Genomic DNA, 20,887 nt, shown 5'->3' on the forward strand with positions numbered 1-20,887 from the left:
TGACACGCAAGTGTCGTGAGTTACAAGCCCCCGAACTTGTTCGGGGGTAGTTGACGCGGTAATTTGGGATGATAATTATGGCGAATACGCCAAGCAATTCCACACTTTAGGCTGTGCTCGGGTAGGTTTCCCAGGCTACATGGCCAGTGCTGAAAAATTGATGGAAGATACCCAACAATATGTCGATAAGGGCTTGGTGGTTAAGGCTGATACCATTGAAGAGTTAGCCGAAAAGCTCCACTTGCCAGTTGAAAATCTGAAAAAGACGGTGGCCCGCAATAATGAATTGGTGGTGGCCAATATGGATAAAGATTTCGGTAAGGAACCTTACCGCTTGACGCCAGTGGATAAGAAGCCATTCTATGGATGTATCTTAGGGGGCCGCATCTTGTGTACCTTTGACGGTTTGCGGGTTAACAATGATATGCAAGTAGTCAATGACAAGTATGAACCAATCAAGCACCTTTATGCGGCGGGCAATGATAGTGGTGGTTTCTTCTTTGGTAGCTATCCTGATCGCGTGCCAGGTTTAGCAGCGAGCCATGCCCAAACTTTCGGTCGTTTGGCAGGCCGTCACGCTGCAACGGGGAGCATTGTCTTGGGAGAAACGGCAGTTCCAGCAACAAGTGCCCCGGTGAAAAATATGCAAGTAGATGTTGACGAAACATCAGGTGCTTCGCAACATTAAATTAAAAGTGCTAGTAATCAACTTTTTAGATGATTGCTAGCACTTTTTTAATGTCATGGTCAAAAAGTTGTTGACTTTAAAATAACATGTGGTATTATATTCTTGTAAATAATAAAACAATAAGTGAGGAAAAAGAATATGAAATATGCAATTACTGCAGCTACTGGTAACTTTGGTAAAATAGCCGTTAAGAAATTAGCGGATTTAGTTGGGCAAGATAATGTGATTGTTATCGCACGAAATGAAGAAAAAGCTACCCAAATGTTTCCAGGGTTTGAAGTTCGGCAAGCGGCTTATGATGAAGTTGACCCTTTAGTACAAGCTTTAACGGGGGCTGATCGCGTGCTTTTCATTTCATCGCAACCGGGGCAAGCGATTCCTCGGAGTCAGCAACATGAAAATGTAGTCACAGCTTTAAAACAAGCTGGCGTTTCTTATGTAGCATACACCGGCTTTGCTCACGCCCAAGAATCACCAAATGCTTTAGCTAGCGACCACCAGTTAACAGAAAAACTCTTAGCAGATTCTGGCTTGAATTACAGTATCTTACGGAACAACTGGTATTTAGAAAATGAAATTAACTTCTTGAAAGCAGGTTCTGAAGGGAAACAAATTACTTACTGGGCTAGCGATAAAGCCGGTTGGGCTTTGGAAAGAGAATACGCTGAAGCAGCAGTTAAGGTTTTAGTTAGTGAAAATCCTAAGCAAGTTTATGAATTTGCAGGTCCAATCCGTTCCTATGCTCAATTAGCGCAAGCTTTGCAAGAAGCAACTGGAAAAGAATTTGACGTGGCTCATTTGACAGAAGCTGCCTATGTGGATGATTTGGTGACTTCAGGCTTGGACCAAGCGACGGCCGAACTCTTTGCTTCCTTCCAAGCCCCAATTGCAGATGGTTCCTTGAATCATCCTGAAAATGATTTAGAAGAGGTCTTAGGTCATCCAGTAACCGATTTGGTGGAAGCTATCAAAGAAGTGCTTGCCTAAAGATTCTTTGTTATAATGGAAGGATAAGTTTGTAAAAAGGTGGTCAGAATGAAATTTTCTTATAAATTAAGTGATGCTATCCATATTTTAGCTTATCTGGAAATTAACCAAAATGATGCGGATTTATCTAGTCGCATGATTGCCTCGAGTATTGAGGCAAATCCGAGTGTGGTTCGTAATTTAATGCGAGACTTGAAGGCTGGGGGTATGATTAATACCCGACAAGGTAGCGCACGGCCAAGTTTAGCCAAGGATCCGGCGAAGATTAGCTTACTAGAGGTTTACCAGGCTTTAGATATGAATCAAAATCTGCTCCATGTGGATCCTAAAACCAACCCTAACTGTCTGGTGGGGGCTAATATTCAAGCTACGCTAGATGAGGCTTACCGGCGAGTTGAGGAAGCAGCTTTTCAGGAAATGGCCCAAGTTACCATCCAAGACATTGTGGATGGGATTGTGAAACGTAGTAATAATGTAAAATAGTTTTGTACACAAAAGTCTGTGGGTAATTGATTTACCCGCAGACTTTTTTTAGTGGTCAAAAATACAGTATAATAATTTGGTAGTTTGCCTGTGTAATTTTTGGGATTCTGTATATACTTTGGTACAATAAATATATTACGAGGAAGTGTGTTATGCCGCAATTTAAGACAACCGTTTTTAAGAAATTTTAGAAAGGAGTTTTACTCAAAATAAAGAAGCATTAGACTTTTCAAAGGATAAATAGGGGAAGCTCATGACGTATTCAACTGCCGAAGAGATAATAAAGATTAATGAAAAAACGATAGTAGAAGCAGACGAGGGCTTAATTTCTATTAACAAGTTTGAGGAACAAAAAAGTAACCTTTATAAGCACCTAAAATAAGAAATGAGGGATTACGGTGGTACAACTAACTGTTAAAAATTTACATGTAAATATTGAAGGAAAGGAAATCTTAAAAGGATTAAACCTTGACATTCCTGCTGGGGAAATTCATGCCATCATGGGACCTAATGGAACTGGGAAGTCAACTTTAGCTTCAACGATTATGGGTGACCCTAAATTTGAAGTTACGCAAGGAGATATCTTACTTGACGGTCAGTCTATTTTGGAGCTTGAAGTTGATGAACGAGCTCGTTTAGGGCTTTTCCAAACCATGCAATATCCAACTGAAATTCCCGGTGTGACAAATGCTGATTTTATTCGGGGGGCGATTGAAGCTCGCCGGTCGGATGAAGAAAAAGGGTCTTTAGTAGCTTTTTATCGCCAATTTGCTAAAGAATTGGCTGAAAAAATGAATTTCTTAGATATGAAACCTGAAATGGCGCAACGGTCTTTAAATCAAGGCTTTTCTGGTGGGGAAAAGAAGCGTAATGAAATTTTACAAATGATGATGATTAAACCTAAGATTGCCATGCTTGATGAAATTGATTCTGGACTAGACATTGATGCTTTGCGGGTTGTTTCCAAAGGGGTTAATGCTATGCGCTCGGATGATTTCAGTGCTTTAGTTATCACGCACTATCAACGCCTTTTAAACTACATCAAACCTGACGTTATCCACGTTATGATGGATGGACGGATTGTTAAGACTGGTGGTCCTGATTTAGCCTTAAAACTTGAAGCAGAAGGGTATGTCGGTCTTAGAGATGAACTTGGTTTAGAGATTGAACTTACGGACGAAGGTGAATAAGATGAGCTGGCTTGAAAAAAGAAGACAAGAAGTCTTAGAAGTATTACCAACTTTAAAAAATCCTTCTTTTGCAAAGATTGACTATAGTGATTGGGGCTTAAATATGGCTGAAGTTGCCCCTTTCAGCGCTACTCCTGTAGTTGCAGATGATGCGAGCCAAACAATTATTCAAGTTGATGGTCATCTTCAAAAAAATGTCCTTCCTAAAGAACTACTAGCTGCCGGGGTAATTGTTTGTGATTGGCAAGAGGCTTTGAATAAACATAGTGATTTACTTGCAGAGTACTTTATGACTAAGGCCAGTGATCCTAAAGAAAACCAACTTTTGGCGGAACACTTTTTGAATCTTCAAGGCGGGCTATTTATTTATGTTCCTAAAAATGTGCGCCTAAAAAAGCCTTTAACCGTTACTTTTTATCAACATAGTGCGGAATATGTCCACCACCTTTTGATTGTTGCCGGACAAAATAGTGAATTTACTTACTTTGAAAACCGCAAAAGCTTAGGTGAGAAAAAATCCTGCGCAAATATTATTGAAGAAGTGGTAGCCTTAACTAATAGTAAAGTGAAATTCATTGCGGTTGACCGCTTGGCTAAACAAACGACGGCTTACTTAAAACGTATCTCCACGGTTGGTCGGGACGCAGAAGTTGATTGGGCCTTGGGATGTTTAAATGACGGTAATGTAGTTAATGATTTTGATTCAGATTTAAAGGGAATTGGTGCTCAAGGTATCAGCAAGGTAATTGCTATTACGACTGACTCTCAAAAGCAAGGCGTTGAAACGAAGGTTACCAATTACGGACAAAATACTTACGCCCGCATCTTTCAACATGGGGTCTTATTAGGAGAGTCTGGTTTGGTCTTTAACGGAATCGGACATATTTTAAATGGGGCTCATGGTAGTGACTCTCAGCAAGAAAACCGGGTCTTGATGTTATCTGACCATGCTCGTGGCGATGCCAACCCTATTCTATTAATTGATGATAATGAAGTTAACGCCGGTCATGCCGCTTCTGTTGGGCAAGTTGATGAAGAGCAATTATATTATCTTATGAGCCGAGGATATTCGCGTAAAGATGCCCAAAGATTGGTTGTTAGAGCCTTTTTGGGACCGGTGATTGACGAACTTCCTTTACCAGAATTTCGTGCCGAGCTCAGTGAGCTGGTAGAAAGGAAGGTTTATGATGGTCAGTATAAGTGATAACATCAAAAAAGATTTTCCTTTACTTCAAAGTAAGATGCATGGGCAAGAACTAGTTTATCTAGACAATGCTGCCACTACCCAAAAACCTCAAGTGGTGCTTGATAAACTGCTAGCTTACTATCAAAATGACAATGCTAACGTTTACCGCGGGGTGTATGATCTCTCCCAAAGAGCAACCAATGCTTACGCACAGGCGCGAAAAAAAGTGGCCCAGTTCTTAAATGCGCCGAAAGTTGAAGAAATCATTTTTACCAAGGGGACGACGCAATCTCTGAACTTTATCGCAGCGGGCTTTGGAATGAATAATTTTCAAGCGGGTCAAGAAATTGTCCTATCTTGTGCGGAACACCATAGTAATCTAGTTCCTTGGCAAAATCTCGCAAAGAAAAAGGGCTTAAAACTTGTTTACATTGATTTAAACACTGATGGAAGTTTAGATTTAAAGGATGCCGATAAAAAGATTGGTCAAAAAACAGCCTTAGTGGCCATCAACCACGTTTCCAATGTCTTAGGGACAATTAATGATGTCAAATCTTTGGCAAACTTAGCTCATAAAAATGGAGCCTTGATTGCGGTGGATGGAGCTCAAGCAGCTCCTCACATGAAAGTCGATTTAAAAAACTTAGACCTTGATTTTTATGCATTTTCCGGGCATAAAATGTTAGGTCCAACTGGAATTGGTGTCTTATGGGCTAAAAGTGACCTTCTGGATGCGATGACGCCCCTTGAATTTGGAGGAGAGATGATTGACGAGGTTGGCTTATATGAAACCAGCTATGCTAAAGCTCCCTATAAATTTGAGGGGGGCACGCCTAATATTGCTGGTGCGATTGGTTTAGGGGTAGCAATCGACTACTTGACTGAATTAGGAATGGATAACATTCAAGCTTATGAAGAAAAATTAGTCACTTACCTCATAAATCGTCTACAAGAAATTGAAGGTTTAGAGATTTATGGACCTAAAAAACGGGTTTCAGGAATTGTTTCCTTTAATCTTAAAGGTCTTCATCCGCATGACTTAGCTACCGTTCTTGATATGCAAGGGATTGCTGTGCGGGCGGGTCATCACTGCGCCCAACCGCTGATGGCTTGGCTTGATGTCCCAGCTTGTGCAAGAGCAAGTCTGTATTTTTACAATACTAAAGAGGACTGTGATAAGTTAGTTACAGGAATTATCAAAGCAAAGGAGTTTTTTGAAAATGGCTTTTGATGACCTACAAAACCTATACCGACAAGTGATTTTAGAAAGTGCAATGCATCCCCACCATTATGGGCATTTGGAAAAATTTACGCATAAGATTCATTTAAAAAATCCGACTTGTGGTGATAGCTTAGACCTTGAAGTTTTACTAAAAGACGGCAAGGTTAAAAATCTGGCTTTTAGTGGGCAAGGGTGTACGATTTCTAAGGCGTCAGCTTCTTTAATGACGGATGTTGTTATGAATAAGAGTTGCGAAGAAATCAAACGTACTGTCTTGGCTTTTTCAGATATGGTTACTGGCAAAGAAGGCTTTGATGAAGAAACTTTAGGAGATGCGCTTCTATTAGAAGGAGTTAAAGACTTTCCAGCCCGGATTAAATGTGCAACCCTGGCCTGGAAGGGGATTTACCAAGCAATCGAAGAAGGTGAAAAGTAATGGATGAAAAGAAATTAGAAGAAAAAGTCCAAATTGATGACGAAATCAAAGCCATCGGAAATGACTACAAATATGGATTTAAAGATAATTTCACTCCCTTGATGACTACGGGGAAGGGTTTGTCAAAAGACGTTATCAAAAAGATTTCTCAAGCTAAAAACGAACCCGACTGGATGTTAGCTTTTCGGTTGAAAGCTTATGATATTTATAAAAGGTTAGAAATGCCTAAACATGGTCCAGACCTAAGTGAACTTGATTTGGATAAAATTGTTTACTTTCAAAGACCGACTGATCATGTGGCGCGGTCCTGGGATGATGTTCCTGATGAAATCAAAGAGACTTTTGATAAATTGGGTGTTCCAGAAGCTGAAAGACAATACTTAGCCGGGTCCTCAGCTCAATACGAATCAGAGGTAGTTTACCGCAGTATGAAAAAAGAATTTGACAAGTTAGGTATTGTTTTCACAGATATGGATTCTGCTGTTCAAGAATATCCTGACTTGGTACGTCAATACTTTGGCAAACTTGTCCCACCAGATGATAATAAGTTGGCAGCCTTAAACTCTGCGGTCTGGTCAGGGGGGACTTTCATCTATGTTCCAGCAGGTGTAAAACTTGATGTACCTGTTCAAAGTTATTTCCGAATTAATGCTGGAAACTCTGGTCAATTTGAACGGACTTTAATTATTGTTGATAAGGACGCGAAAATTAACTATGTTGAAGGATGTACCGCGCCTAACTATTCTGAAGACAGTTTGCATGCAGCCGTGGTTGAAGTAAATGTCCTTGAAGATGGCTACTGTCGTTATACCACTATCCAAAATTGGTCCAACAATGTTTACAGTTTGGAAACTAAACGTGCCATAACTTCTAAAAATTCCACGATGGAATGGGTGGACGGAAACCTTGGTTCGAAGGTAACCATGAAATATCCAAGCGTCTATCTAAATGGAGAAGGTTCTCATGGAACCATGTTGTCAATCGCGTTTGCCGGTAAAAATATTCATTCTGATACTGGGGCGCGTATGATTCACAATGCTAAAAATACTTCTTCATCAATTGTTTCTAAATCTTTATGTAAAGACGGTGGGCGGGTTGACTATCGCGGCCAGGTGGTTTTCAACGAAGAATCCAAAGGGTCTAAGTCTCACGTTGAATGTGATACGATCATCATGGATGACCTTTCTGCTAGTGATACTATTCCTTATAATGAGGTCAAAAATGCCCAAGTTTCTATGGAACATGAGGCTAAAGTTTCTAAGATTTCGGAAGATCAACTTTACTACCTTATGAGTCGTGGCGTTTCCGAACAAAAAGCCACTGAAATGATTGTTATGGGCTTTTTGGAACCATTTACTAAAGAGCTCCCAATGGAATACGCTGTTGAGTTGAACCGCTTAATCAAGTATCAAATGGTTGGTTCTGTGGGATAGGCATTGTGCAATAAAATGAGGTGACTTTCATGACAGAAAACGAAGAAAAAGTAGTTCAAGCAGTCTTAGCCAACTTAAAGGAAGTTATCGACCCGGAACTTGGAGTAGATATTGTTGATTTAGGTTTAATCTATGAAATTAAAATTGAAGCTAAGGTTTGCACAGTAGAGATGACTTTAACCACGATGGGCTGTCCTGTAGGAGAACTTTTAGCAAGTAATATTAAGGCGGCTGTTTTAGCGGTTGAAGGTATTGACGAATGCAAAATTGACCTGGTTTGGTCCCCGGCTTGGTCTATGGACCGAATGAGCTTAGAAGCTAAAATCGCATTGGGTATTGTTTAGTCATCTAAAGGCTAGGAAATAACTAGCTTTTCTGAAAAAATCAAAAACCTTAAGAAATCAAATTTCTTAAGGTTTTTCAAGTATAAGTTTTTTTAGCCTTAGTATAAGCTAATTATTTTAGTGACGAATCTGTTGGTTTAGTTAATTCCATTAGTAGCGAGACAGCATCTTCTAAGCTACATTGTCTTTCGGCCATAACCTTGTGTACTAATTCTTCTGTTGAAAGTTGTTCTAACATAATTGCACCCTCCGCTTCCGTTAAACGCTATTAACAATTCTAACACAAAAATTCTTCTTATGGCGGGTGAATAAACTATCAAAATTTAAGTAAACAAGGTAAACCTAAGGAAAATAAGCTTACATACGAAATAAAAAAATTTGCTATCAAAAGTATGCAGATAAAATTGTATATAATTATGCAGTTTAATGAAAAAGGAGCGTAAATCCTCCTACTTTAGTGGAGGGATTTATGCTCCCCTTAATAGCTTGTAAGAGCTATTTTGTTTTATCTAAATATTCTTTAGCTAATTTAGATAATATTTCTGAAACAGATGAATGTTCCTTGACTGCTTGTATTTTTAATCTATCATTAAGTTCAACGCTCATATAGATGTTTACTCTTTTTTTATCTTCAGCCATAGCGCTCTCCTTGTGTAATTGAGTATGTTTTAACCATAATATAACTATACTAAATAAGGAGGTGAAAATCAATAAAAATAATAGCTTAACTTAGTTATCACTATGGATTAAAAGCTAAAATTTATCCATTTACTCAACAAAATTTTCGGATGATTTTAAACGGTCATTGAAAAATTCTTTGGGGATGAAGAGTTCGCCTAAAGTGGCGGCCATGATAGCTTTAATGGAGTGGAGACGGTTTTCTGCTTCTTGGAAAACGTAAGATTGTTGGCCTAAGAAGACTTCATCGGTAATTTCTAGTTCACTACGACCAAATTCGTTGGCCAACTTTTGGCCTTGACTGGTATTTTGGTCATGGTAAGCCGGTAGGCAGTGGAGGACGATGGTGGTACTCTTACCACTAGCAGCTAGAAGTTCTTGGTTAACCTGGTAAGGTAACAGTTGGCTAATTCTTTCCTTGGGGTCCACGTTTTCTCCCATAGAAATCCAGACATCGGTGTAGATGGCATCCGTACCTTGGACAGCTTCTTTGGGGTCGTCAGTAATTAAGATTTCAGCTCCGCTTAGTTGGGCTTGTTTTTGGGCTAAGGCGACGATTTCAGGAGCGGGTTGGAGGTCTTGGGGCGCACCAAGCTTGAAGTTAACACCTAAAATAGCAGAGGTTACCAAAAGACTATTAGCCATGTTATTGCGCCCATCTCCAACATAAGTTAAAGTCAGGCCTTCAAGTTTACCGAAAACTTCTTTAAGGGTCATAAAGTCAGCGATCATCTGAGTGGGGTGCCAGTCATCAGTCAGTCCATTCCAGACGGGTACCCCGCTATAACGGGCCAGGTCTTCGACATGGCTTTGTTTGAAGCCACGAAATTCTAAGCCATCAAACATAGATCCTAAAACCTTGGCGGTGTCGGCGACAGATTCTTTGTTGCCTAGCTGGATGTCGTTTTTACCGAGAAATTCGGGATGAGCCCCCAAGTTATTAGCGGCAACGGTAAAGGCACTGCGGGTTCGGGTGGAAGTTTTTTCAAATAAGAGGGCGATGTTTTTGCCTTGGAGGTAAGGGTGGGGGATATTTTTTTGCTTGAGCTCCTTGAGGTGGAGGGCAAAATCAATTAAGTAATTTAGTTCGGCTTGGTTGAAGTCGATTTCTTTCAGCCAGGATTTTTGGTAAAAGTGATTATTCATTGGCAGTTCCTTTCTTAGCATAATTAACGAGGGTTTCTTGAATTAGGTCGCAACCAGCCATGAGCTTAGAAGCGGGCATAGTTAATGGTGGTAAGAGACGCAAAGTATTATTCTTAGCAGAGATTGTCAATAGCCTAGCGGCTTGTAAGTCTAAGATTACTTGACCAACAGGAACAGTTTCTTTTAAGTGAATTCCTTGAATCATCCCCAAACCAGTAATATCAGTAACACAATCTAGCTGAGTAAGTTTATCTTGGAGATAAGTACTGAAGAAATGACCTTTTTCATGGACACAGGCCAGGAAGTCCTGGTCCATAATTTGAAGAACTTCTTTAGCAGCGGCCATGGCTAAAGGATTGCCAGCAAAAGTCGAACCATGACTACCGGGACCAAAGGCGGAGGCTAGTTTAGCTTTTCCGACCATGGCACCGACAGGAATTCCGTTAGCTAAACCTTTAGCTAGGGTGAAAATATCGGGTTCGATGCCGAATTGTTGAAAGGCATACTTACTACCAGTCCGTCCCATTCCTGTTTGAACTTCATCAACAATTAACAAGACACCACTTTCTTGGCACTTCGCAGCCACGGCTTGGAGCCAGTCAGCGTCAGCGACGTTTACCCCGCCTTCACCTTGGATGACTTCTAGCATGACTGCGGCTAAATCTGGAGTGATAAGGTCTAGGGCAGCGGAATTGTTGAATTGTGCATAGATTACCCCGGGTAACATTTCTCCGAAGCCAACTTTGATAGCGGAATTTCCAGTAACGGAGAGAGAACCATAGCTTCGGCCGTGGAAGGAGTGGTCAAAAGCTAAGATAGTTTGCTTGCCGCTGGATTTACGGGCGAGTTTTAAAGCTGCTTCGTTAGCTTCAGTACCAGAATTGCAAAAACTAACCAGATAACTTTCGTCTGGAACTAACATAGTAGCAACGGCTTCTTGAAGTTGACTATTGTAAAGGTTAGAAGTATGCCAAACCTGGTTTAATTGTTGCGCAACGGCTTGGTTTAAAATTGGGTGGTTGTACCCCAGGTTGCAGACCCCAATTCCACTGGTAAAGTCCAGATAATTTTTGCCATTTTGGTCACTTAGGGTGTAACCATCGCCAGCGACAATTTCAAAAGGAAAACGGTTGTAAGTTGGAAAAATATGTTGCATAAAAATCACCTCAATTATTGAATACTGGTTCCGCTCGCTTGGAGGGTGTTGGTAATAAAAACGTGCTGGACGCCGGCGTGTTTGGCTTGGAAGGCGGCCTTGATTTTAGGCTGCATACCAGCGGTAATAACTTCTTTTTGGCAGAGGGCTAAGGCTTCTTTTTGATTCAAAGAAGGTAGAACCTGGCCTTGATTTAAGACACCGGCAACGTCGGTTAATAAGTAAAGTTGTTTAACTTGTAACATAGCGGCTAAATTACAAGCTGCCTGGTCGGCGTTGACATTGAGCCAGTGGCCGTCAGGCGTGAGAGCCAGGGGAGCCAGGATTAAAATATCACTGTCGAAGTTTAAGAGGGCTTCGTGATTGGCTTGGGTGATGGTCCCGACATAACCGTAAGTCTCAAAATCTAGGAATTCACCAGTTAAAAGGTGGTTCATAGCGGCATTTTGGCAAGTTACGCTGAAGCCGGCCTGGCTGAGTTTTTGAGCTAAGAGGGGCTGCATATGTCCCAAAAGCACCATTTTGGTAACTTTTAGAGTCGCTTCATCGGTTACACGGATACCGGCGACTTTTTTAACCGGTAAGTTAAGTTGGGTGCTGAGGTCTGAAATCATAGCCCCCCCGCCGTGTAGGAGGATGATTTTGTGACCAGCAGCTTTGAGAGCATGTAATTGTTGAAAAAAGGTGGCGGATAAATCTAAGAGGGCGTTGCCGCCGAGTTTGATAATGACTAAATCTTGGTGCATAAAAATTCCTCCCCTAGCTCCGGTAAGAAGCGTTGATTTGAACGTAGTCATAGGTTAAGTCACAACCCCAGGCTTGCCCTTGGGCGGACCCATTGTTGAGGTTAACGTCGATGGTAATTTTATCAGCACTTAAAGTGGCTTTGAGTTCGGCTTCGTCAAAAGCCAATCCCAGGCTGTGGTGGACCACGGGGTGACCGTTGAGACTGATATCGACAGTTTGAGGATTAATAGGTACGGAGCTAGCCCCGATGGTGGAGATAATTCGTCCCCAGTTGGCATCTTGGCCAAAAATAGCGGCCTTAACCAGGTTGGAGCCGACGATTTCCTTGGCAATTTGTTGGGCGCCCCTAGCTGTTTGAGCTCCGTTAACATTGGCTTCCACTAATTTAGTGGCTCCTTCGCCATCCCGGGCGATTTCTTGAGCTAAATGGGTTAAAACTTGGTGGAGGGCGTCCTTGAAGCTTTGGTAAGCTGGTGTCGCTGGTAAAATTTGTGGTGCTTGGCTGTGACCGTTAGCCATGACCAAGACCATATCATTTGTTGAGGTATCACCGTCAACGGTAATTTGGTTAAAGGTTTGGTTAACTTCTTCGTTTAAGAGGGCTTGTAAATCAAGGCCGTCAATAGTAACGTCGGTAGTAACAAAGCCCAGCATGGTCGCCATTTTAGGATGAATCATTCCAGATCCCTTAGCAAATCCTGTCATTAAACAAGTGTGGCCTTCAATTTCGAATTCTAACGTGATGGTTTTGGGATGGGTGTCGGTGGTTAAAATCGCTTGGCAAATATTGGCCGAAGTCGTGTGGGTCAATTGGTCGATACCAGCGGCAATCTTATCCATAGGCAAGAAGGCCCCGATTAAACCTGTAGAAGCAACCCCGACTAAATTAGGACGAATACCTAATTTAGCAGCGACCATGTCTTGTTCAGCGTAGGCGTCGTCAATCCCTTGTTGACCGGTGCAGGAGTTAGCAATGGCGGAATTGACAATCAAGGCTTGAAGTTGATGGTTTTCGGATACAATTTTTTTACATAAAGCTGTAGGTGCAGCGCAGAATTGGTTGGTGGTGTAAACTCCGGCACAAGCCGCAGGAGTCTCGGAAACGAGCCAGCCAAAGTCAAGTTTCTTTTTTCTGAGGCCAATGTGAAGCCCATCGCTAGTGAAGCCTTGAGGCCATTTAAAATCAATTTCTTTCATATCTTTGAATCCTTTCGTTTAGAAAAATGTTGGTAAAGCAGTTAAACCGGTTTCGAGGGGAAAACCGCATAATAAGTTCATATTTTGGATGGCTTGGCTGCTGGCACCTTTCATTAGGTTGTCGATTACACTACAGATAAAAATCGTATGGCTTGCTTCATCATAGGCCAAGCCAATATCGGTGTAGTTTGAATAAGCCACTTCTTTAAGACTAGGGAAGCCATCTTTTAAGACACGGACGAAGGGTTTATCTTGGTAGAAGTCCGCGAAAGTTTGGTAAAGCTCAGCTTGGCTGAGAGGCTTTTTAGGTTTGGCATAAACCGAAGCCATAATTCCCCGCGTAACGGGAATTAAAGTTGTTGTGAACTGCAAGGTTTTGAATGCTGGTTGCCATGTTTGGAGTTCCTGAATGATTTCCGGAATGTGTTGGTGTTGGTTTACTTTATATGGAAGTGAATTTTCATTAATATAGGCATAATGCGAAGAGGTCGTTAGTTTTTTACCCGCCCCTGAAAGCCCTGATTTAGCATCGACAATCAAAGAGTCAAGGTCAATTAAGTCGGCAGCTAATAAAGGAATTGTGGCTAGCAAGGTCGCTGTGGCATAGCAACCAGGGTTAGCGATGTAATTACTTTGAGGCTGTCTTAAATCCGCTAAATTATAGCAAGCGGCCTGCAAAGCTTGGTTTGGAGCAGCGGGAGCTTGATAGTAGCGTTCGTAGTCAGCGGAGTTTTTAAGACGGAGATCTCCGGATAAATCAATCACGGGGAAATCAGCTTGGATAAAGTCTAAGGCCAATTGACTGGTAACTTTAGCTGGTGTAGCAAAGAAAACTAAGTCACATTCTTGCATAATATTCACAGATGAATATTCATGAATATGCAAACTGAGATGACGGAATCCCGGTAAAAGTGCTGCTAATTCATCATCATTAGGAGTAGATCGCCCGTACAAGCGGACTTCATCTACCTTTGGATGTTGTTTTAGGAGTTTAAACAGGGTGGCGCCGGTATAACCCGTCACCCCAACAAGTGCAATTTTCATTACATTCACCTCTACTTCTTAAGTTGATGAAATTCATATTAACGATATTTTATGCAAAAGTCAACCTAAAAATTCAATATTTTTGAATAAAAATTATAATATTGAGTATAAACAAAAATGAGATGGTTTCTCTATAGTAGAAAAAATATTTTGGGATATTTATACAAAAAACATTAAATATTTCTTGACTTTAATGCATAAACGATGTAAATTAAAAATATAGATTTCAGAATTAATGAATAAAAATGAAAAGAGGACTTATAATATGAAGAATGAAAAAATTATTTTAGCATATTCCGGTGGATTAGATACTTCAGTAGCCATTCCTTGGTTGAAAGATAAAGGTTACGATGTGATTGCATGCTGTATTGATGTTGGTGAACAAGATAAAGATCCACAATTTATTCATGATAAAGCTCTCAAGGTAGGGGCTAGTGAAGCTTATGTTTTAGATGCTAAAGAAGAATTTGCCAAAGACTACTTGATGTTTGCCTTACAAGCCAATGCAGTTTATGAAGGTATTTATCCATTGGTTTCTGCCTTGTCCCGGCCTTTGATTACCAAGAAATTAGTGGAATTAGCGCATGAAAAAGGTGCAACTGCTATTGCGCATGGGTGTACTGGGAAAGGTAACGACCAGGTCCGGTTTGAAGTTGCCATTCACGCCTTGGACCCAAGTTTGAAGGTTGAAGCGCCAATTCGGGATTGGCACTGGTCACGGGAAGAAGAAATTGCCTACGCTAAGGAACACGATGTACCTGTGCCAATCGACTTGGATAGTCCTTACTCTATTGACGCTAACATCTGGGGGCGGGCGAATGAAGCTGGTATTTTAGAAGATCCATGGGTCTCAGCGCCAGAAGATGCCTTTGATATGACCCAAGCCTTGGAAAATACGCCGGATACAGCAGATGAAATTGTCTTGACCTTTAAGAAGGGGATTCCAGTAGCTTTAAATGATGAACAAATGACACCGGCCCAAATCATTATGACTTTAAATAAATTAGCTGGTAAGCATGGCATTGGTCGGATTGACCACATCGAAAACCGTTTAGTTGGGATTAAGTCTCGGGAAGTTTACGAAGCACCGGCAGCCACCGTCTTATTGAAGGCTCACAAAGCTTTAGAAGACATTACCTTTGAACGTGATTTAGGTCACTACAAGCCTTTAATCGACCAAAAGATTGGGGAATTGATTTATAATGCTCTTTGGTTCTCACCATTAATGGAAGCCATGAAGGCCTTCGTGACGGAAAGTCAAAAAGTAGTTAACGGCCAAATCAAGTTAAAGCTTTTCAAGGGTAATATTATTATCTTAGGACGGAAGTCAGCGAACTCCTTATATGATAAGAACTTGGCTACCTATACTTCAGCCGACGAATTTGACCAAGAAGCAGCGCAAGGTTTCATTAAACTTTGGGGCTTACCAACGCAAGTTTCTGCTCAAGTGCAAGCGAAGAATCAAGGTGAATAATTATGGCAACGGATAAACTTTGGGGTGGGCGGTTTACCGCTGAGGCCTCCGACTGGGTACAAGCCTTTGGTGCCTCCATTCAATTCGACCAAGCCATGGCCGCTGAAGATTTAGAAGGCTCGCTGGCTCACGTAGCCATGTTAGGTCAGACCGGGATTTTAACAACGGAAGAAACCGCCCAAATTACGGCGGGTTTGCACAAGCTACAAACCAAATTGGCGCAAGGTGAGCTAGATTTTACCATTGCGAATGAAGATATTCACTTGAATTTGGAAAAAATTCTGACTGATGAAATTGGACCGGTAGCCGGTAAACTCCACACGGCACGGAGTCGTAACGATCAAGTGGCCACTGATTTGCACCTGTATTTGAAGAAACGTTTGGGAATGATTATTGCTGAACTTAAAGATTTTCAAGCTGTGCTTTTGAAGTTAGCCCAAGAAAATGTCGAGACTATTATGCCGGGTTACACGCACCTGCAACACGCACAACCTTTGTCTTATGCCCACTATCTCATGGCTTATTTCAATATGCTACAAAGAGATGTGGAGCGCTTTGAATTCAATTACCAACATACCGATATTTCACCTCTAGGGGCGGCTGCCTTGGCAGGGACGACTTTTCCCATTGACCGGGAATTTTCCGCCCAAAAGTTAGGTTTGACGGAGGTGTACCATAACAGTTTAGATGCTGTGTCCGACCGGGATTTTTCCTTGGAATTTCTCAGCAATGCCTCAATTTTGATGATGCACTTATCCCGTTTGTGTGAAGAAATCATTCTTTGGTCATCTTATGAATTTAATTACCTTCAACTCTCAGATGCCTATGCGACTGGTTCTTCAATTATGCCGCAAAAGAAAAATCCAGATATGGCAGAACTTGTCCGTGGGAAAACGGGGCGGGTTTATGGCAACCTCATGGGGCTTTTGACGGTTATGAAGTCTTTGCCTTTGGCCTACAATAAGGATATGCAAGAAGATAAAGAAGGGGTCTTTGACACGGTCAAGACGATCCTGCCAGCCATTAAGGTGCTGAAGGAAATGTTAGCGACGGCGACTATTAATAAGGAGAAGATGGCTCAAGCTACGCAAAGGGATTTCTCCAACGCTACGGAATTAGCCGACTATCTCGCTAATAAGGGGATGCCATTTAGACAGGCGCATGAAATTGTGGGAGAATTAGTGTTGTCTGGTCTTCAAACTGATACGATGTTACAGGAGATTCCTTTGGAGAAGTATCAAGAAATTTCACCTTTAATTGAAGCTGACGTCTATCAAGCTTTGGAAAGCAAGGTGGCCGTTGAAAGAAGAAACTCTTTAGGTGGCACTGGTTTTGCTCAAATCAAAGCCGAAATTATCCGTGCCCAGGAATTATTGAAATAGGGGAATAAAGCGCTAAAAAATAAAAAAGGTACTATCCGAAGATAGCACCTGGCACTTAATTATTCCTCAAGTAAAGACTTAAGTAACTTCTTAAGCACCTTTTTGACTGTACCTGTAGGCACAATGAAAATGACGAATAAAAGACGATTCATGAAGGAGTTTCCTTCCAGTGCTTTTAGGTAATCAGCCTACATGCACGAAGACCGCGTAAAGTTTTAGTAGACGAAATTGAATAAAAAAAGCCCCCTAGTGGTAAAATATAGTTGAAACAAATACTCTAGGAGGCTTTTTATTATGCTTAACACTACTATACAACAATAATTTGGTTCTGTCCTAAGTCATGACATAAAATTTTTAAGTTCAAGTATATTTGATAAAAATTATTGTGGTGACTCAACAGAAGCACATATAAGTCATTGGGTTGCTGAAAGAGATAGTTCGAGACCATGCGTATGGTCAAAAGAAGGACTAGATAGTGTTATGTTCTTTAGATGTTGCCTAATCAACAAAGTTGATATTTATGATAAATACTGTCACTTAGAATACCAAAAGCGTAAAAGTCAACGAGCGGTTGATTTTGATAAAAGAGTTACCCGCAAGGGTAAAATGACAGATAAATACCTAGATACCACGTATAAAGTAGTCTCGGAGGCTCGTAGTATTCAACAGATGTTTGATAAAATTGGTGATCAAAAAATGATAAATCTATAAATCCCAGTGTTAGTGCATGGGAGGAGAGATGTCCACTAAAACTTTCCGCCATCAAAATAATAGTTAGTATTGCTTTTTATTGAATTTAAAGCTATAATGGTAAATGAAAAGAGGCAAGTGCTGCTAACACTTACCTCTAAGGACTGGTCGGTGACGACCTTGTTGTTTTTATTAACTAATCAGCCGTCTAATGACGGTTATTTTTTTGTTCAGCTAAACTCTTACAAAGTTTTCGCCAAATATCAATTAATCTAACCGTTTTTTTGAATAACACAGTCACTAAATCTAACGTAATATTTAATACGTTTAGTAACTCATTAACAGCCATTACCAAAACAGTTAAATAACCGACAACTCCGACGAATAAGTAAAACTTATCCATACGGTGGTTACTCCTTTCTTTATTATTGAAGTTAATACTATTTGCCATTGCCATAGCATCACTCCTTTCAAAAAAGGGTCGCCACCGTACCGCGTCCAGTCTATATTATATCATGTTATTTTTTCTTTTTAAACGAAAATTAAATTAAAATAACTACAGAGAAAAAAGCATTATACTTGCCATGATTTTACAATCTACTAAACATTAAAAGCTGTGGTCTGCTATTCTAGGAATCCACAGCTTTTCGTAAAGAGTCCAAAAAATCGCTCCTTTGGCTGAGTTCGTGAGCGGTATTCTTCATGTTGTCATGTAACTGACCATCGTCTTAAACGGTCTGTCGTAAGGAGGATTGTGATGACACAACCATCCTTTTTCAAAGTTTATCAAGAATAATTGGATTTAGATAAGTATCAAGGCATATTTTTGGTACAATAAAATAGAAAAAGGTTCAGCTAAATGATATTGAAAGGATGATGGCGATGGCGACGATTAAAGATGTAGCCAAGCTTGTGGGAATGGCACCTTCAACGGTCTCCAGAGCAATGCATGATAGTCCCTTGATTAGTGAAGCGACTAAGAAAAAAGTTCGAGCTGCTATGGAAGAATTAAATTATTCTCCCAGTTTTACAGCTCAAAACCTTGCTAATAAGAGTAATAATTTAGTGGGAATTATCTTACCTGCTAACCAAGCAGATGTTAGTGATAACCCATTTTTTATCCAAATTATTCAAGGGATTTCAGAAATTTGCAATGCACATGGCTATATGCTCACAGTAGCATCTGGATTAAATGACCAAGAGCTTTTAAAAAATACTAAAATGTTGATTGAGCAAGGTCAAGTGACTTGTTTTATCTTTGCCTACTCAGTGGCTAATGACCCAGTTTTAAATTATGTTAAGAGTCAAAAAAATCTACGCTATGTAGTGATTGGAACACCTTATGAATTGGGAGAAAATAGTGTTTACTTTGTTGATAATGACAATATCAAAGCGGGATCAGATGCAACTGAGTACCTATTTGCAAAAGGTTACACTAATCCGACTTTTGTTTATTCTAATTTAATGGAAATTGTTCAAAGTGACCGCTATTTGGGTTATCAAAGAGCTATGCGAGTTAAAGGTTTAGAAGACACGTTTCTAAAACTTAATTCGACTAATCCTCAAAAAAATCAAGGCTTGGTTCAAAAATTTTTAAAAGAAAATCCAAATGTTGATGCCTTTATTGCTAGTGATGATTTATTAGCCTTGGATGTTCAAAGACAAGTAGCTAGTGAAAAATATGGAATTTTAGGCTTTAATAATTCAATTTTTGCCCAAATTTCTAATCCGCCGTTGACGTCAGTGGATATTTTCCCACATTTTTTAGGGTTAGAAGCAGCGGCTTTGGTGATTAACTGGGAAGATAAGCTTTTGAAACTTAAGCAAAATTCAGTTATCGTACCTCATAAAATTATTGAAAGAGAATCATCTCAATACAAGTAGTTGCATTTCTGTTACGAAAAATTTTGCAGAAATGCAACTTTTTTTAAAAAAACTATTGCAACCGATTGCACAAGGTGGTAATATCATACTTGTAAAAGGAAAAGCGCTTACTTTTGAATGTTACTGATTTTTGAAAGGGGTTTTATAGATGGATATGAGTACACATCACCATGCAGACGTTGACGAAAAGCCTACCAAAGGGTTACCAACTCTTGCAAGCAGTAAGATTTGGATGATTAATTTTGGTTTTTTAGGGGTTCAAACGGCCTTTACTTTACAGTCATCACAAATGAGTCGGATTTTCCAAACATTGGGGGCTGACCCCAATAATTTAGGTTGGTTCTTTATTTTACCACCACTTGCTGGTTTAATTGTGCAACCGCTTGTTGGGAAATATTCTGATAAAACTTGGTTACCCAAGTTAGGGGGACGACGTTTACCTTACCTCTTGTTAGGGGCAATCGTAGCTGTAATTGTAATGATGCTTTTACCTAATTCTGGTAGTTTTGGCTTTGGCTATGGCTCGCTTGCTGCCTTATGGTTTGGGGCGATCACCGTTGCGTTACTTGACTTATCATCAAACGTGGCTATGCAACCATTCAAGATGATGGTGGGTGACATGGTCAATGATGACCAAAAAAGCTATGCGTATGGAATCCAATCCTTCTTATCTAATACCGGAGCTGTGTTAGCTGCAATTTTTCCATTTTTGTTAACCCTATTTGGTGTTTCTAATACAGCAGCTAAAGGGGTTGTTCCAAATTCTGTTGTTTGGGCTTTTTACATTGGAGCTGCACTTCTAGTTTTAACAAGTGCTTTAACAATTACCAAGGTTAAAGAATATGATCCAGATACTTATGCTTTATACCATGGAATTGCGGTTGAAGATAATGAAGAATCAGAAAGTTTCGTTAAACTTTTGAAGAAAGCACCGAAAGCCTTTTGGACTGTTTCTTTAGTTCAATTGTTCTGCTGGTTTGGTTTCCAATACCTTTGGACTTACTCAACAGGGACAATCGCTGAAAATGTTTGGCACACAACTGATGCTACAAGTGCGGGTTATCAAGCAGCAGGTAACTGGTATGGAATTTTAGCGGCTGTGCAATCGATTGCGGCTGTTGTTTGGTCTTATGTTTTAGCTAAGATTCCTAACCAATACCACAAGGCTGGTTATGCAGGAAGTTTATTCCTTGGTGCAATCGGTTTTGCATCCATTTTTATGATACACTCTAAGACAGCTTTGATTTTCTCATTTATCTTAGTTGGGATTGCCTGGGCTGCTATGAACACTTACCCACTTACCATTGTTACTAATGCCTTATCCGGTAAGCGAATGGGGACTTACCTTGGTTTATTCAACGGTTGCATTTGTTTACCACAAATTATTGCTTCTGTATTGAGTTTTTCATTGTACCCAGCTTTAGGTGGCGTACAAGGTCATATGTTCATTGTGGCTGCACTTGCCATCCTTTTAGGTGCTTTGAGTGTAGGCTTTATTAAAGAAACTTACCAAGAATAAA

General features: G+C 40.4%; 22 protein-coding genes. 14 read left to right on the forward strand and 8 right to left on the reverse strand.

Features of this window, described 5'->3' with window-relative positions; translation table 11 throughout:
- The first annotated feature begins 139 nt into the window (after window positions 1-139).
- From FC36_RS02160 to FC36_RS02200, 9 genes are all read left to right on the forward strand, one after another.
- Window positions 140-688 (forward strand): FAD-binding protein, encoded by a 549-nt coding sequence (locus FC36_RS02160; protein WP_056986683.1) that lies wholly within the window; start codon window positions 140-142, stop codon window positions 686-688.
- A 138-nt stretch (window positions 689-826) separates the two neighbouring features.
- Window positions 827-1,675, forward strand: coding sequence for an NAD(P)H-binding protein (locus FC36_RS02165; RefSeq protein WP_056986684.1), 849 nt, complete (start codon window positions 827-829; stop codon window positions 1,673-1,675).
- 48 nt (window positions 1,676-1,723) lie between these two features.
- Window positions 1,724-2,158 (forward strand): Rrf2 family transcriptional regulator, encoded by a 435-nt coding sequence (locus FC36_RS02170; protein ID WP_025021211.1) that lies wholly within the window; start codon window positions 1,724-1,726, stop codon window positions 2,156-2,158.
- A gap of 398 nt (window positions 2,159-2,556) precedes the next feature.
- Complete coding sequence (sufC, locus tag FC36_RS02175) at window positions 2,557-3,348, forward strand: Fe-S cluster assembly ATPase SufC (RefSeq protein WP_025021210.1); 792 nt, start codon at window positions 2,557-2,559, stop codon at window positions 3,346-3,348.
- Between the two features lies 1 nt (window position 3,349).
- Complete coding sequence (sufD, locus tag FC36_RS02180) at window positions 3,350-4,552, forward strand: Fe-S cluster assembly protein SufD (RefSeq protein ID WP_025021209.1); 1,203 nt, start codon at window positions 3,350-3,352, stop codon at window positions 4,550-4,552.
- Window positions 4,536-5,765 (forward strand): cysteine desulfurase, encoded by a 1,230-nt coding sequence (locus FC36_RS02185; protein ID WP_025021208.1) that lies wholly within the window; start codon window positions 4,536-4,538, stop codon window positions 5,763-5,765. The genes sufD and FC36_RS02185 overlap by 17 nt, the downstream gene beginning before the upstream one ends.
- A complete protein-coding gene (gene sufU / locus FC36_RS02190) occupies window positions 5,755-6,192 on the forward strand; it encodes a Fe-S cluster assembly sulfur transfer protein SufU (RefSeq protein WP_025021207.1) in 438 nt (145 codons plus the stop codon). Before FC36_RS02185 ends, sufU begins: the two co-directional genes overlap by 11 nt.
- Window positions 6,192-7,625: a Fe-S cluster assembly protein SufB gene (sufB, locus tag FC36_RS02195; protein WP_051527999.1), complete on the forward strand. Its 1,434-nt coding sequence runs from the start codon at window positions 6,192-6,194 to the stop codon at window positions 7,623-7,625. The genes sufU and sufB overlap by 1 nt, the downstream gene beginning before the upstream one ends.
- 29 nt (window positions 7,626-7,654) lie before the next feature.
- Window positions 7,655-7,969: a metal-sulfur cluster assembly factor gene (locus FC36_RS02200; RefSeq protein ID WP_025021205.1), complete on the forward strand. Its 315-nt coding sequence runs from the start codon at window positions 7,655-7,657 to the stop codon at window positions 7,967-7,969.
- A 112-nt stretch (window positions 7,970-8,081) separates the two neighbouring features.
- Here FC36_RS02200 and FC36_RS12580 read toward each other — a convergent pair whose 3' ends face one another.
- From FC36_RS12580 to argC, 7 genes are all read right to left on the reverse strand, one after another.
- Window positions 8,082-8,207, reverse strand: a complete 126-nt coding sequence (locus tag FC36_RS12580) for a hypothetical protein (protein WP_263640304.1) — start codon at window positions 8,205-8,207, stop codon at window positions 8,082-8,084.
- Between the two features lie 257 nt (window positions 8,208-8,464).
- Window positions 8,465-8,608 carry a ribbon-helix-helix domain-containing protein gene (locus tag FC36_RS11525; protein WP_081781982.1) on the reverse strand — a complete coding sequence of 48 codons (144 nt, stop codon included), beginning with the start codon at window positions 8,606-8,608 and terminating at the stop codon, window positions 8,465-8,467.
- 129 nt (window positions 8,609-8,737) lie between these two features.
- Window positions 8,738-9,793 (reverse strand): ornithine carbamoyltransferase, encoded by a 1,056-nt coding sequence (gene argF / locus FC36_RS02205; protein ID WP_025021204.1) that lies wholly within the window; start codon window positions 9,791-9,793, stop codon window positions 8,738-8,740.
- On the reverse strand, window positions 9,786-10,955 hold the full coding sequence (gene argD, locus FC36_RS02210) for an acetylornithine transaminase (protein WP_025021203.1): 1,170 nt from the start codon (window positions 10,953-10,955) through the stop codon (window positions 9,786-9,788). Before argD ends, argF begins: the two co-directional genes overlap by 8 nt.
- Before the next feature lie 8 nt (window positions 10,956-10,963).
- The gene (gene argB / locus FC36_RS02215; RefSeq protein ID WP_025021202.1) at window positions 10,964-11,695 is read right to left on the reverse strand and encodes an acetylglutamate kinase; all 732 of its coding nucleotides are present in this window, start codon (window positions 11,693-11,695) and stop codon (window positions 10,964-10,966) included.
- A 13-nt stretch (window positions 11,696-11,708) separates the two neighbouring features.
- Window positions 11,709-12,893: a bifunctional glutamate N-acetyltransferase/amino-acid acetyltransferase ArgJ gene (gene argJ, locus FC36_RS02220; RefSeq protein WP_025021201.1), complete on the reverse strand. Its 1,185-nt coding sequence runs from the start codon at window positions 12,891-12,893 to the stop codon at window positions 11,709-11,711.
- A gap of 18 nt (window positions 12,894-12,911) precedes the next feature.
- Window positions 12,912-13,937 (reverse strand): N-acetyl-gamma-glutamyl-phosphate reductase, encoded by a 1,026-nt coding sequence (gene argC / locus FC36_RS02225; RefSeq protein WP_025021200.1) that lies wholly within the window; start codon window positions 13,935-13,937, stop codon window positions 12,912-12,914.
- A gap of 265 nt (window positions 13,938-14,202) precedes the next feature.
- On the opposite strand from argC, the gene FC36_RS02230 reads away from it, so the two are divergent.
- The 3 genes from FC36_RS02230 (at window position 14,203) to FC36_RS02240 (ending at window position 17,504) form a co-directional block, all read left to right on the forward strand.
- A complete protein-coding gene (locus FC36_RS02230; RefSeq protein WP_025021199.1) occupies window positions 14,203-15,411 on the forward strand; it encodes an argininosuccinate synthase in 1,209 nt (402 codons plus the stop codon).
- A 2-nt stretch (window positions 15,412-15,413) separates the two neighbouring features.
- The gene (gene argH, locus FC36_RS02235; RefSeq protein ID WP_025021198.1) at window positions 15,414-16,793 is read left to right on the forward strand and encodes an argininosuccinate lyase; all 1,380 of its coding nucleotides are present in this window, start codon (window positions 15,414-15,416) and stop codon (window positions 16,791-16,793) included.
- A 480-nt stretch (window positions 16,794-17,273) separates the two neighbouring features.
- Window positions 17,274-17,504, forward strand: coding sequence for a hypothetical protein (locus FC36_RS02240; RefSeq protein WP_056986685.1), 231 nt, complete (start codon window positions 17,274-17,276; stop codon window positions 17,502-17,504).
- Between the two features lie 187 nt (window positions 17,505-17,691).
- Here FC36_RS02240 and FC36_RS02245 read toward each other — a convergent pair whose 3' ends face one another.
- Window positions 17,692-17,940, reverse strand: a complete 249-nt coding sequence (locus FC36_RS02245; RefSeq protein WP_025021434.1) for a hypothetical protein — start codon at window positions 17,938-17,940, stop codon at window positions 17,692-17,694.
- 425 nt (window positions 17,941-18,365) lie between these two features.
- On the opposite strand from FC36_RS02245, the gene FC36_RS02250 reads away from it, so the two are divergent.
- Together FC36_RS02250 and FC36_RS02255 are read left to right on the forward strand one after the other, a co-directional pair.
- The gene (locus FC36_RS02250) at window positions 18,366-19,367 is read left to right on the forward strand and encodes a LacI family DNA-binding transcriptional regulator (RefSeq protein ID WP_025021435.1); all 1,002 of its coding nucleotides are present in this window, start codon (window positions 18,366-18,368) and stop codon (window positions 19,365-19,367) included.
- A 154-nt stretch (window positions 19,368-19,521) separates the two neighbouring features.
- Window positions 19,522-20,886, forward strand: coding sequence for an SLC45 family MFS transporter (locus FC36_RS02255; protein ID WP_035188830.1), 1,365 nt, complete (start codon window positions 19,522-19,524; stop codon window positions 20,884-20,886).
- Window position 20,887: the final 1 nt, after the last annotated feature.

The organism is Ligilactobacillus equi DSM 15833 = JCM 10991 (assembly GCF_001435735.1).
Classification (GTDB): domain Bacteria; phylum Bacillota; class Bacilli; order Lactobacillales; family Lactobacillaceae; genus Ligilactobacillus; species Ligilactobacillus equi.